The organism is Rhodoferax sp. LB1P47, assembly GCF_056521445.1.
Genome location: NZ_JBWMAU010000009.1, coordinates 118721 through 130799, shown reverse-complemented (window position 1 = coordinate 130799; position 12079 = coordinate 118721). Strand labels below are relative to the sequence as shown.

Below are 12079 nucleotides of genomic sequence, written 5' to 3'. Positions count from 1 at the left end.
CTGGCATTGAGGCATGGTACAAAGTTACCATGCTTGAACATTTCGTCCACACTTTGATCTTGGTCAGTACCGCAGCCGCCCCCTGCGTATAGCATCCAACTGCTGATTTGCGTACCCATGCGCGGGCCCTCCGCCCCGCTAGGCAATTCACCCATCCGAACCCTCACGTTACCCGTGTTTTGCCATGTCTTCTTCGATTGAACCATCCCCTCTACCGCTGGCACCCGGCGAACCTTTGCCGCACCGCAAGGTGATCCGGTCCTGGCTGATTCCGCTGTCCCAGCGCACCACGCTGCGGGCGGTATACCTGTTGGTTTTTGACTACGTTTTGCTCGCCAGCCTGCTGGCGGGCACCGTGCTGCTGGCACCGGCATGGGCCAAATTGCTGTGTGGACTGGCCGCAGGCTTCGTGATTGGCCGCCTGTTCGTCATCGGCCACGACGGCTGCCACCAAAGCCTGACGCCGCACCGCCGCCTGAACAAATGGCTGGGCCGCATCGCGTTTTTGCCGTCGCTCACCGCCTACAGCCTGTGGGACGTGGGCCACAACGTGGTGCACCACGGCTTTACCAACCTCAAGGGCGTGGATTTTGTCTGGGCCCCGCTGACGCAGGCGGAATACGCCGCGCTGTCGCCCGTGGGCCGGCTGCTGCAACGCATCTACCGCAGCGGCTGGGGGCCGGGCATGTACTACATGGTGGAGATCTGGTGGAAGAAGATGATGTTTCCGCCCCAATCACAAATGGGCAATACCAACCGCGCCATCTTCACCTGGGACTGCTTGCTGGTCAGCGCCTTTGCCCTGGTCTGGATAGCGGCGCTGGTGGCCGCCGCGTTGGCGACCGAGCAATCGGTGGCACTGCTGCTGCTGCTGGGCTTTGCCGTGCCGATGTTCTTCTGGTTCAACATGATGGGCTTTGTGATCTATGGCCACCACACGCACGTGAAGGTGTCGTGGCACGATGACCGGGCCATCTGGCTGCGCGCCCAGCCGTTTGTATCGACCACGGTGCACCTGACCTTTCCGCTCCAGTTTGGCGCGCTGGTCCACCACATCATGGAGCACACCGCCCACCACGTGGACATGAGCATCCCGCTGTACCGCCTGAAAGAAGCCCAAGCCAAGCTGGAAGAGCTGCTGCCCGAGCGCATCATCATCCAGCCGTTTTCGTGGCGCTGGTATTTCGACACCGCCCGCAACTGCAAGCTGTACGACTTCAGCCGCAACTGCTGGACCGACTTTGCGGGCCTTGCCACCAGCCCGCCCAAGCCCCGGGGCGCTGCGTAAACCCGCCCACTATTGATGTAACGCAATCTGGGCGCGCCCCGGCTTTGACCCGACGCAAACCGCCTGGGGTCCGCCTCTTTTGTAATCCAGGGTATGGGAATGTTCCCATGCATTGGATGAAAAAAACATGAAAAACTCCCTCTGGGCCCTCGCTCTGTGCGCCTTGGTGTCGGCCCCTGCATTTGCCCAGCCCGGCAGCGAAGGCCCTTGGCTGGTACGGGCCCGTGCCGTGCATCTGGACAGCAGCAACGGCGATAGCACGCCGCTGGCCTTGTCCATCAACAACAAATGGTTGCCTGAGCTGGATATCAGCTACTTCTTCACCCCGCAGATCGCCGCCGAACTGGTGCTGACGGTGCCCCAAAAGCAAACCCTGAGCGCCAGTGGCACGCCGATTGGCAGCTTCAAGCACCTGCCGCCCACCTTGACGCTGCAATACCATTTCCAGGCCCCCGGCTTTAAACCCTATGTGGGCGCGGGCCTGAACTACACCCGGATCAGCTCTGTGGACCTGCCCGCAGGTGTCACGGTGGACCGCAACAGCTTCGGCCCTGCGCTCCAGGCGGGCGTAGACATTCCGCTGGCCCCCCACCTTAGCTTGAACATCGACGTGAAAAAGGTCTATATCCGCACCGACGTTGCGGCGGCGGGGAGCACGCTGGGCACGTTCAAGGTGGACCCGGTGCTGTTCGGCATCGGCCTGGGCTGGCGCTTCTAAATAAAAAAAGCGCCGATAACGGCGCTTTTTGACAGAGCCCGTTTTCAGGCCATGGCGGCCGCCCGTACGTCAGTGCAGTCGGTACCGCCACAGCCGTGGATGGGCGTGGCAGGCAAGGCATCTGGGCTGGCAATCTGTCCGGTGAGCGGGTCAAAACCCACCCGGCGCACATGCAAGGCCAGCGCCGCGTCCATGCTCTGGGCGTGCTGGAGAAACCAGGGGCCGAGTTCGGATGCCATCTCCCGTATGCAGGGCAGATTCCCCGCCTGCCCCTGCACCGCGCCTTCGTGCATCACGGTGAGCACCACTTTGTGCTGCATGCTGTGGCAGTTGACCGAGGCAAACCGGGTCGCCTGCATCCAGCGGTCCTCCTGGCCAAAATGCGCTTCGGTGTGCACGATCAGTGCGCGCCACACCCGCAGCAAGTCAGCATCCGGCGCAGACACCACCACCGCCAGCAAGTCCACGAACTCGCGGTGGGTGTCGTCCATACACGCCAAGTCCAAGGACAGCGCGTCCGACCATTCCAACAAAGCCATACGATTTCTCCTGAAGTTGCTCAGGAGCGTATCGGCCCTCGGGCGAACCGCCCTTGATGTAGATCAGGCTGCGCGCTTTTGCAGAATCTCGAACGCGGGCAGGGTTTTGCCTTCCAGGATTTCCAGGAAAGCGCCGCCGCCGGTGGAGATGTAGCCGATCTGTTTTTCAATGCCATATTTGGCAATAGCGGCCAGTGTGTCTCCACCACCAGCTATCGAAAACGCAGCACTTTCGGCAATCGCGCGGGCAATCGTTTCGGTGCCGTGGGCAAACGCGTCGAACTCGAACACGCCGACCGGGCCGTTCCAGACAATGGTGCCCGCTGACTTGAGTTGCAGCGCCAGGGCGGCAGCGGTTTGCGGGCCGATGTCCAGGATCAGGTCGTCATCGGCCACATCGGTGGCGGCCTTGACGGTGGCCACGGCATCGGCCGAGAAGGTTTTGGCGGTGACCACGTCGGTGGGAATCGGCACCGCCGCGCCACGGGCTTTCATGGCTTCGATCACGGCCTTGGCCTGGTCCACCAAGTCGGCTTCGGCCAGCGATTTGCCGATCTTCAAACCTGCGGCCAGCATGAAGGTGTTGGCAATGCCGCCGCCCACAATCAGCTGGTCCACCTTGTCGGCCAGACTCTTCAGGATGGTGAGTTTGGTGGACACCTTGGAGCCCGCCACGATGGCCACCAGCGGGCGCTGGGGATGGGCCAGGGCCTTGGTGATAGCGTCGATCTCGGCCGCCAGCAGCGGGCCTGCGCAGGCGATCTTGGCGTATTCGGCGATGCCGTAGGTGGTGCCCTCGGCGCGGTGGGCGGTGCCGAACGCGTCGTTCACAAAGATGTCGCACAACGCGGCCATCTTCTGCGCCAGTTCGGGGCTGTTCTTCTTTTCACCCACATTGACGCGGCAGTTTTCCAGCAGCACGACCTGGCCGGGGGCCACAGTCACGCCATCGACCCAGTGGGACACCAGCGGTACTTCACGACCCAGCAGCTCGCCCAGGCGCTTGGCCACGGGGGCCAGCGAATCTGCGGGTTTGAATGCGCCCTCGGTGGGGCGGCCCAAGTGCGAGGTCACCATCACCGCCGCACCTGCGTCCAGCGCCATCTGGATGCACGGCACCGAAGCACGGATGCGGGTGTCTTCGGTGATGGCTCCGGCATCGTCTTGCGGCACGTTCAGGTCGGCGCGGATAAAAACACGTTGGCCGGCGGCTTGGCCCTGGGCGCACAGATCGGAAAAGCGGATGACGTTCATGGCGGTGTCTCGGTAGGTTGGAGGGGTAAACCCGCCATTCTAGGAGCGCTGCCGCTGGCTAAGTTACCAGCCTAGGCCAAGATGCAGCGGCAAATACACCGCCATGCCGACCACGATGGTCAGCAGCACGTCGCGCCGCCAGAAGTACACCAGCGTGCCCGCTGCCGCGCCAAACAGCCGGGCGTCCAGCCAGGTGGTGAGCAGGTGGCCTTGGGTCATCAGCACTTCGGGTAGCACCACGGCGGACAGGGCGGCAATCGGGGCGTATTGCAGGCCGCGCTGGGCCCAGTGCGGCAGACCAGCAGATTTGCGGCTCAAAAAGAAGAAGCAGCGGGTGATGACGGTGATGGCCGCCAGCCCGACGATGATGGCCACGGTGTGCCAGTTGATCGGCAGGTTCATGGCAGCTTCCTGGCGTAGATTTTTTCAATGCTCATGCAGGCCAGTACGGCCATGGCGATGGCCACCACGATGTTGAGCTTGAACGGCAGGTGGTAGGCCGAAATCGCCACCGTGGCCGCCACCACCGCCGAGACGATGCGCAGCCGGGTGCTGGCCAGCGAACACAAAATGCCGATCAGGCACAGGATGCCCGCAAACCCCAGGCCCCAGGCGGTGGGGATGAAGTTGGCCAGCACCACACCGGCCACGCTGGCGGGCATCCAGCTGATCCAGCAGGCGCTGTTGCTGCCCGCCAGGTACGCTTCTTGGGCGTGTCGGGCCTCGGCCGTGTCGCCAGGATGGGCGAAGCGCCGGGTAAACATCACGTAGGTCATGTCGGTGGTCAGGTAGCCGTGGCCAATGCGCTCTAGCCAAGGCAGGTGCATCAGGTAGGGGCGCAGGTGCAGGCTGAACACCACAAAGCGCAGGTTGACGCAAAAGCCGGTGGCCAAAATCACCCAGGCCGGTGCATTGGCCGTCAGCAAGGGCGCGGCCGCCAGCTGGGAGCTACCGGCAAACACGGTCAGCGTCATCAGCAGCGCCTCGAACAGGCCCATGCCCGACTTGGCCATCGCCACGCCGGTCATCAGGCCCCAGGCCAGCATGCCAGGGGCTTGCGGCCACATCTCGGATGCGCCGACGCGGAATTCCGGGTGGCTGCGGTTAGCGCGTTTCAGAAACATCAAGGGGGCTCTCGAACACCATGCCGGGCTGCACGTTGCAGCCATGCAAGAAGTCGGCCACGGCCAAGCGTTTGCCACCGGGGCGCTGTACCTGGGTGATGTTTACTATTGAATTCATAGCTGCTACCGCAATGTATTCGGACGTTACAGTCACAATTGATCCAAAATCTATGCCTGCGGGCAAGGGCGCATCCGACGCCAACGCAGCCCAGACTTTCAGGCTCTCGCCCGCCAGCAGCGTGGCCGCGCCGGGAAAGGGGTTGAACGCGCGGACGCGGCGCACGATGGCGTCGGCGCTTTGCGACCAGTCGATGGCCGCCTCGCGCTTTTCGATCTTGTGGGCGTAGGTAATGCCTTCGGTAGGCTGGGGCACGGGTAGCAAAGTATCCAGCTGCGCCAGGGCTTGCACCACCATGCGCCCGCCCAGTGCTGCCAGCGCGTCGTGCAGGCTGCCGGTGGTGTCGGTACTGGTGATCGGCAGCGCCTCCACCAGCAGCATGGCACCGGTATCCAGCCCGGCATCCATCTGCATGATGGCCACGCCGGTCTGGGTGTCGCCGGCCTCGATGGCGCGGTGGATGGGGGCCGCACCACGCCAGCGCGGCAGCAGGCTGGCGTGGATGTTCAGGCAGCCGTGGCGCGGCACGTTCAGAACCCACTGCGGCAGGATCAGCCCGTAGGCCACCACCACCATCACATCGGCCTGGGCCGCTTGCAGCAGTGCCTGGGCGGCGGCTGCGTCCTCAGCGTATTTGCCATCCAGCCGCAGACTGCGCGGCTGGGCCACGGGAATGCCGTGGACCAGTGCGTGTTGTTTGACGGGCGATGCTTGCAGCTTCATGCCGCGCCCGGCGGGGCGGTCGGGCTGGGTGAGCACCAGCACGATGGTGTGGCCAGCGGCCTGCAACCGGGCCAGCGCGGTCTGGGCAAATTCAGGCGTGCCAGCAAAAATGACGCGCATCAGGCCACGTCTTCCCGGCCCTGCGTGCGGCGGGTCTTGAGCATTTTGCTTTTGATGCGGTTGCGCTTCAGCGGCGACAGGTATTCCACAAACACCTTGCCCAGCAGGTGGTCCAGCTCGTGCTGGATGCAAATGGCCAGCAGGCCCTCGGCTTCGATGGTGCGCGACTGGCCGTTACCGTCCAGCGCCTGCACCCGCACTTGGGTAGAGCGCTCAACGCCGTCGTAAATACCGGGAACCGACAGGCAGCCCTCTTCGTTCAGCACCCGCTCATCGCTGGCCCACACGATTTCAGGGTTGATCAACACCAGGGGATCGTTGTGCTCTTCCGACACGTCGATCACCACCAGGCGTTCATGGATGTTCACCTGGGTGGCGGCCAGACCGATGCCGTTCGCGTCGTACATGGTTTCCACCATGTCGGCGATTAAAGTCTGGATGCGCGCGTCTACCGCCTGCACGGGTCGTGCTAAGGTGTGGAGCTTGGGGTCTGGATATTGAAGAATTGAAAGTAACGCCATGGGATCTCGCCGAAATTGCTGGGACTTAGGCACCGCGTAAGTCGTGTTGTCTCTATTTTCGCTACTTTTGAGGTCTGATAAAACGGCGCGGGCCAATATTCATTGCCCCGCTAGGGGCTTGGGCGCAGAATCGCGCGTAATTTGTCTTTAGTTTTCCGTCGCATTCACGTCTTTTGAGAGGCGCATCGCCATCGCGGCACCGACGGGCATTTGTGGTGCAACCAAATATGAAATACAGAAAAGCGGGAGTGGGTTCACGTGGAGCAGTTGCCACGGTGGCCATGCTGTTGACGGCCTTGTCGGCGAGCTTGTGGGGCCCTGTGGCGCAGGCACAAAACTATCCCATCACCCCAGCGCAGCAGGCGACCGCCAGCCAGGTAGCCCACAACGGCGTACCACTGAGTGCATTGGCCCCCAACGCTCCCGACCGCTACACGGTCAAGACGGGCGATACCTTGTGGGCCATTTCCGGTTTGTTTCTCACCACCCCGTGGCGTTGGCCCGAGCTGTGGGGCATGAACCAACAAGACATTCGCAACCCCCACCTTATTTATCCCGGACAGCAACTTTTGTTGCTTAAAAAAGACGGTCGCGCGATGCTTCTGTCGGAGCAATCGCAGTCGGGTGACGGCATGCGCACGGTGCGCCTGTCACCGCGCACCCGCATTGAAAAATTGACCGACAACGCCTTGCCCACACTGCAAACCCATCTGATCGAGCCGTTTTTGTCCGAACCTTTGATCGTGGACGAAAACGCGCTGGCGATGGCGCCGCGCATTGTGGCCACGCAAGAGGACCATGTGATGCTGAGCCGGGGCGATCGTGCCTACGCCCGGGGTCCGGCCAATGCGCCGTTGACCGATGCCAAAGGCCAGCCGTATAACTTTCGCGTGATGCGCAATGCCACGCCGCTGAAAGATCCTAGCACCGGCGAAATCTTGGGCTTTGAGACCCAGTACGTTGGCAAAGCGGTGCTCACCACCGGCGAAGTACAGCGCACCTCCAAAGACCTGGACCGCGACGGAAAACAGTTTTTGGACATCATTCCCGCCACCATCGACATCGTTTCGGCCAAGGAAGAAATCCGCGTGGGCGACCGCCTGATGCCGGAGCCTGAGCGTGAACTGCTGAACTTTGTGCCCCGCGCCCCGGCGCAGAATATCGAAGGCCGCATCGTTTCGGTGTACGGCAGCGCCGTGGCCAACGCCGCACAAAATCAGATTGTGGTCATCAACAAAGGCACGCGCGACGGCATCGAACGCGGCCATGTGCTGACGTTGCTGTCCGACGGGGCCCGTCTGCGCGACTCCACCGACCCCACCAAGGCCATGATCAAGCTACCCGATGAGCGCAATGGTCTGCTGATGGTGTTCCGTCCGTTCGAGCGGCTGTCTTACGGTCTGATCATGGAAATCAAAACCGGCGTAAAAATTGGCGACCGGCTGACCACGCCGAACTAAAAAATGGACCGGGACGAGTTGGCAGGCTGGTTGCGCCTGCTCCTGACGCCCGGAGTTGGCAACACCAGCGCACGCCGCCTGCTGGCCGCTTTTGGTCTGCCACAGGCGGTGTTTGCGCAGTCCCAAGCCAGCGTGCGTGAAGTTGTCACTTCCGCACAAGCCCAGGCCCTGCACAGCATCCCGCCCGAACTCGAAGCCCAACTGGCAACCACCTGCCAGTGGCTGGCCGCGACCGAAGGCGCACCGCGCCGCCTGCTCACACTGGGCGACGCTGATTACCCCGCTGCGCTGCTGGACATGGAAGACCCGCCCCTGCTGCTGTACGCGCTGGGCCGCACCGACCTGTGGCAGGCCGCCAGCACCCAAACCATCGCCATCGTCGGCAGCCGCAACCCTACGCCCCAGGGCGAAGCGCATGCGCGCCAGTTTGGCAAAGCCTGCGCCCAGGCCGGGTTGACCGTGGTGTCCGGCCTGGCCTTGGGGGTAGACAGCGCCGCCCACCACGGCGCACTGGAAGGCGCAGCCCCGGACCAGCTGGCCACCATCGCCGTGGTCGGCACTGGGCTGGACCGCGTCTACCCCAAGCGCAACCTGGCCCTGGCCCACCAGATCGCCCAGCACGGCTTGTTGTTGAGCGAATACCCGCTGGGCACGCCGCCGCTGTCGGCCAACTTCCCCAAACGCAACCGCCTGATCGCCGGGCTGGGCCAAGGCACGCTGGTGGTCGAGGCCGCGCTGCAATCGGGCTCGCTGATCACCGCCCGGCTGGCTTCGGAGCAGGGCAAAGAGGTGTTTGCGATTCCCGGTTCGATCCAGTCGGCCCAGGCCCGTGGCTGCCATGCGCTGATCAAGCAAGGGGCCAAGCTGGTGGAGAACATCCAGGACGTACTGGACGAACTGCAACTCTCAAAGACTCCTGATTCCATAGCTGCTACCGCAGGTGCAATAAGCGCTAATAGCCAAAAAAGCACTGAAAACCCACTGCTCATCGCGATGGGATACGACCCTGTGGACCTGGATGCGCTGGTCGCCCGCACAGGCATTGCCGCCGCCCAACTACAAGTCCAGCTGCTGGAACTGGAGCTGGACAACCAGGTGGCGCGTCTGCCCGGCGGCTTGTTCCAGCGCATGGCAATAAGTTGAACCACCTGGGTGCCTGGAGGTGTGCATAATGGTTTTATGTTTGAAGTACTCGTGTTCGTTTATGAAAACTACTGGCGCGGCGATGCCTGCCCCGAGGCGCAGCAACTTGGCCGTAAATTAACCGCCGTCGGTTTTGAGGCCGATGAAATCGAGGAGGCACTGCGTTGGCTCGATGGCCTGCATCTCGCTTCCCACAGCCCGCATATGGCCCCGCCTTTACTTGCTGCCGAGGCAATGGCCGTCCCCGCCACCGACAGCCTGCGCATCTACTCCGTGGCCGAGCAAGACCACTTGGGGGCCGAATGCCTGGGGTTTGTGAGCTTTCTGGAAACCGCCGGGGTGCTGGCCCCGGTGATGCGCGAAATCGTGCTGGACCGCGCCATGGCCGCCAGCGGTAATCCAGTGGCCCTGGACGATCTGAAAATCATCATCCTGATGGTGTATTGGAGTTTTGGGGAAGAACCCGACGCACTGGTGCTAGACGAACTCTGCGACGACGCATCGGACCGCATCGCCCATTGATTTAATGGCTCACCCCCAGGCTACAGCGCTTCGCGTCTTACGCCACCCCCCTTGCAGGGGGCGATACCAGTGGCCCGGCAAAGCCGGTTCCACGGTATCTTTGTAAGGGGTTTCGATATCCTTGATTTATGTTTTTTTGGCCACTAGCGTCCACGGGCCTAGCGCAAGCAGCTACAAAAACCGCAGCAACTAAGCGAGCAACCGCTCAGGGTTGGCATCCAGCTTGGCCAGTGCATCGCGGGTGGCGCGCAGGGTCAGGGCTTCTTCTTCTTGTGGCACCAGCAAACCGGCTTGCAAATACGCCGCCAAGCGCCGCGCCTGGATCAGGTAGCTGCGGCCGTCCATGGCAGCAAACAGGTGCAGTTGTTTACGGTCGCTGCGCCACGCGAATTGCACACGGTTGACCTGGCGGTTGTGGTCCAGCATGAACCAGTGGCCGAGTTGCAGCTCTTGGGCCCAGGCCAGCATGGCATCGGTGGGTTTGGATCCGCCGTCGGCAATCACGTCGATGGTGGAGGCATCCATGCCCAGCATCATCTCGATGCTTTCGGGGTCCAGCGGCAAATCGCCCGTGGCTTCGTCGCTGAAAAAATCTTCTAAATTGGCCAGGTGCGCGGCCATCGAGTCGATGCGCGCCTGGGGAATCGCTTCGGTCTTGGACATGAAGGCATCGGCCAGCGTGTCGCTGATGGTCTTGATGTGGACCTCTTGCGCCGACGTGTCCAAGCCCAGCAGCCCCATGCCCTGGCGCAGCCGCTGCAACAGGGTCGGCAGGCTTTGGATGACCTTGGCCCGGTCCGCCCGGTTGGGCTTGGCGCTGGCCGACCAGACCAGCTCGGAGGCGGCTTTTTTCAGGGCAATGGTTTCCTCGTGCTGCGCACCCTTGCGCACCGCCGCCATCGCCAATACCTCGGCCCAGACCTTGAACAAGAATGCGCGGATCTCTTCGCGGACGGGCATGTCCTTGAGCATGTTGCGTAGCTCAATGGTGTATTGGATGGCCAGGGTCTCTTTTTGCTCCACCTGCTGCGCCAGACTGACCAAGCGCTGGGTACTGTCTTTTCCGGTGAGGAACTTGGACAGAAACAACACGAATTCGTCATACACCAGCTGGAACACCCGCCGCCCGGTTTCCGGGTACTGCTCAATCACCTGCACCACGCGGCGGATTTCGACCTCCATAGCGCTGCCATTGATGGCACTGGCATCAAACCCCATGACGCACGAACCCATGCGGTCGATCAGCTGGCGTGCCGGGTGGTCTACCGTGCTGAAGAACTCCGGTTCGGCCAGTGCCACACGCAATACCGGCAGCTGCAAGCGGGCAAACCACACGCGCACCGAGGGCGGAATGCGTTCTTCGGCCAGGATGCTTTGGAACATTAACGCGACGATTTCGATGGTGGCTTTTTCAGCCTGGGTGGTCGCTTTTTGCTTGAGAACATTGGAGCGTTCGCGCAGCACCGTTGCGGCTTGGGAGACATCGGCAACGCCGTAGTCGAACCGCCCTGTGGAGCCCATGCCGCCGTGCATAGGGTCGGTGTCACCACCGTCGCGCTTGCGGGCAATGGCCTGTGCCAAGGCCGGTGAGATGGGCTGCTGCTCGGTGGCATCGTAATCGCTGACGTGGTCGTTCAGCATCCGTTTGAGGTGGCCCATTACGCCCTGTGCCCGCCGCCGAGCCCGCGCCAAGGGTGACACGGCGGTCATCATGCGGGTTTCGTCGGCGGCGTTGTACGGCATTGGTGCGGCCTGGGATCGGCTGTTGCCCGGCGCAGACATGGAGGACGGCGCGGTGTTCCCGCCGGTGTGGATCCCGCTAGGCCGCGTCTGCGGCTCTTGGGCTGCGCGCGGGGCGCTGGATGCCGCCGTAGCCGCACCCGCCGCGTCGCTGCGTTTAACCCGGGAACGCAAATCCACCGTAGGGCTCACGCCTTTGTCCAGCAATAGAGCGTTGCAGTTTTCAAAGGCGCGTAAGAAATGGGTGGCCAGTTCCCGCAGCATGGCATCGGTGACCAGCGACAGAATATTGCGAGCCAATCCCACGGCCATCCATTGTTCGATTAGCGCGAGCATCAGCACTTCGGGGCGGATCGGGTCGTGGCTGGCCATTTCGCCAGACGACTCCAGCAGCTGGATGCGGGCACACAAGTTGCCATAGGTCTCGCCCAGCTTGTCCAGAATGACCAAGGACAGGCGCGAGGCGAGAATCTTGTTTTCGACGACATCGTCGCCCATCAGCTCGAACTGGGACAGGCTGTAGTTCGCCGGAGCAGCATGGGCCACGGGTAGCAAGGCCTTGTGCCAAGCGGCTACGGTGGCTTGCTCCCAGGCGCGGTTCTGGCGCTGGAAGGCGGTCCAGGCATCTTGGCGTTCGTGCATTTCCCGGGTGGTATGGGCCTCTTCGAGCAGTACCGTCAAGCGTGCTGCCACGGCCCGGCTGACTTCGCTTAACGACCGCCCGACTTCCGTGACCAAGCCCTCGCGCGCAGTGCGGGCGAGTTGCCGGTCAGGACTAAAGGGGGCGGTAGAGGCCATATCTCAGGCGC

12 protein-coding genes are annotated in these 12079 nt (G+C 62.6%); 5 read left to right on the top strand and 7 right to left on the bottom strand.

What is annotated here, in order from left to right:
* Positions 1–184 precede the first annotated feature (184 nt).
* Both AC0969_RS12145 and AC0969_RS12140 read left to right on the top strand, forming a co-directional pair.
* Complete coding sequence (locus AC0969_RS12145; RefSeq protein ID WP_479624399.1) at positions 185–1288, top strand: fatty acid desaturase; 1104 nt, start codon at positions 185–187, stop codon at positions 1286–1288.
* Between the two features lie 127 nt (positions 1289–1415).
* Positions 1416–2006: an OmpW/AlkL family protein gene (locus tag AC0969_RS12140; RefSeq protein WP_479624398.1), complete on the top strand. Its 591-nt coding sequence runs from the start codon at positions 1416–1418 to the stop codon at positions 2004–2006.
* A 44-nt stretch (positions 2007–2050) separates the two neighbouring features.
* Here AC0969_RS12140 and AC0969_RS12135 read toward each other — a convergent pair whose 3' ends face one another.
* From AC0969_RS12135 to def, 6 genes are all read right to left on the bottom strand, one after another.
* Complete coding sequence (locus AC0969_RS12135) at positions 2051–2545, bottom strand: hemerythrin domain-containing protein (protein ID WP_479624397.1); 495 nt, start codon at positions 2543–2545, stop codon at positions 2051–2053.
* A gap of 63 nt (positions 2546–2608) precedes the next feature.
* On the bottom strand, positions 2609–3799 hold the full coding sequence (locus tag AC0969_RS12130) for a phosphoglycerate kinase (RefSeq protein WP_479624396.1): 1191 nt from the start codon (positions 3797–3799) through the stop codon (positions 2609–2611).
* A 63-nt stretch (positions 3800–3862) separates the two neighbouring features.
* Positions 3863–4201 (bottom strand): AzlD domain-containing protein, encoded by a 339-nt coding sequence (locus AC0969_RS12125; protein ID WP_479624395.1) that lies wholly within the window; start codon positions 4199–4201, stop codon positions 3863–3865.
* Positions 4198–4923 carry an AzlC family ABC transporter permease gene (locus AC0969_RS12120; protein WP_479624436.1) on the bottom strand — a complete coding sequence of 242 codons (726 nt, stop codon included), beginning with the start codon at positions 4921–4923 and terminating at the stop codon, positions 4198–4200. Before AC0969_RS12120 ends, AC0969_RS12125 begins: the two co-directional genes overlap by 4 nt.
* Complete coding sequence (gene fmt / locus AC0969_RS12115) at positions 4904–5884, bottom strand: methionyl-tRNA formyltransferase (protein WP_479624394.1); 981 nt, start codon at positions 5882–5884, stop codon at positions 4904–4906. The genes AC0969_RS12120 and fmt overlap by 20 nt, the downstream gene beginning before the upstream one ends.
* Positions 5884–6405, bottom strand: a complete 522-nt coding sequence (gene def, locus AC0969_RS12110) for a peptide deformylase (protein WP_479624393.1) — start codon at positions 6403–6405, stop codon at positions 5884–5886. Before def ends, fmt begins: the two co-directional genes overlap by 1 nt.
* A gap of 227 nt (positions 6406–6632) precedes the next feature.
* Here def and AC0969_RS12105 point away from each other — a divergent pair, with 227 nt between their 5' ends.
* From AC0969_RS12105 to AC0969_RS12095, 3 genes are read left to right on the top strand one after another with little or no spacing between them, the layout of a single operon-like run.
* Positions 6633–7865: a LysM peptidoglycan-binding domain-containing protein gene (locus AC0969_RS12105; RefSeq protein WP_479624392.1), complete on the top strand. Its 1233-nt coding sequence runs from the start codon at positions 6633–6635 to the stop codon at positions 7863–7865.
* 3 nt (positions 7866–7868) lie between these two features.
* Complete coding sequence (dprA, locus tag AC0969_RS12100; protein WP_479624391.1) at positions 7869–9008, top strand: DNA-processing protein DprA; 1140 nt, start codon at positions 7869–7871, stop codon at positions 9006–9008.
* A 36-nt stretch (positions 9009–9044) separates the two neighbouring features.
* Positions 9045–9530, top strand: coding sequence for a Smg family protein (locus tag AC0969_RS12095; protein WP_479624390.1), 486 nt, complete (start codon positions 9045–9047; stop codon positions 9528–9530).
* A gap of 189 nt (positions 9531–9719) precedes the next feature.
* Here AC0969_RS12095 and AC0969_RS12090 read toward each other — a convergent pair whose 3' ends face one another.
* Positions 9720–12068, bottom strand: a complete 2349-nt coding sequence (locus AC0969_RS12090; protein ID WP_479624389.1) for a DUF1631 family protein — start codon at positions 12066–12068, stop codon at positions 9720–9722.
* Between the last annotated feature and the right edge of the window lie 11 nt (positions 12069–12079).

What these genes read in the sequence shown, in the direction of transcription:
- AC0969_RS12145 (WP_479624399.1), top strand. Translation starts at nt 185, where the DNA reads ATGTCTTCTTCGATTGAACCATCCCCTCTACCGCTGGCACCCGGCGAA.
- AC0969_RS12140 (WP_479624398.1), top strand. Translation starts at nt 1,416, where the DNA reads ATGAAAAACTCCCTCTGGGCCCTCGCTCTGTGCGCCTTGGTGTCGGCC.
- AC0969_RS12135 (WP_479624397.1), bottom strand. Translation starts at nt 2,545, where the DNA reads ATGGCTTTGTTGGAATGGTCGGACGCGCTGTCCTTGGACTTGGCGTGT.
- AC0969_RS12130 (WP_479624396.1), bottom strand. Translation starts at nt 3,799, where the DNA reads ATGAACGTCATCCGCTTTTCCGATCTGTGCGCCCAGGGCCAAGCCGCC.
- AC0969_RS12125 (WP_479624395.1), bottom strand. Translation starts at nt 4,201, where the DNA reads ATGAACCTGCCGATCAACTGGCACACCGTGGCCATCATCGTCGGGCTG.
- AC0969_RS12120 (WP_479624436.1), bottom strand. Translation starts at nt 4,923, where the DNA reads ATGTTTCTGAAACGCGCTAACCGCAGCCACCCGGAATTCCGCGTCGGC.
- fmt (WP_479624394.1), bottom strand. Translation starts at nt 5,884, where the DNA reads ATGCGCGTCATTTTTGCTGGCACGCCTGAATTTGCCCAGACCGCGCTG.
- def (WP_479624393.1), bottom strand. Translation starts at nt 6,405, where the DNA reads ATGGCGTTACTTTCAATTCTTCAATATCCAGACCCCAAGCTCCACACC.
- AC0969_RS12105 (WP_479624392.1), top strand. Translation starts at nt 6,633, where the DNA reads ATGAAATACAGAAAAGCGGGAGTGGGTTCACGTGGAGCAGTTGCCACG.
- dprA (WP_479624391.1), top strand. Translation starts at nt 7,869, where the DNA reads ATGGACCGGGACGAGTTGGCAGGCTGGTTGCGCCTGCTCCTGACGCCC.
- AC0969_RS12095 (WP_479624390.1), top strand. Translation starts at nt 9,045, where the DNA reads ATGTTTGAAGTACTCGTGTTCGTTTATGAAAACTACTGGCGCGGCGAT.
- AC0969_RS12090 (WP_479624389.1), bottom strand. Translation starts at nt 12,068, where the DNA reads ATGGCCTCTACCGCCCCCTTTAGTCCTGACCGGCAACTCGCCCGCACT.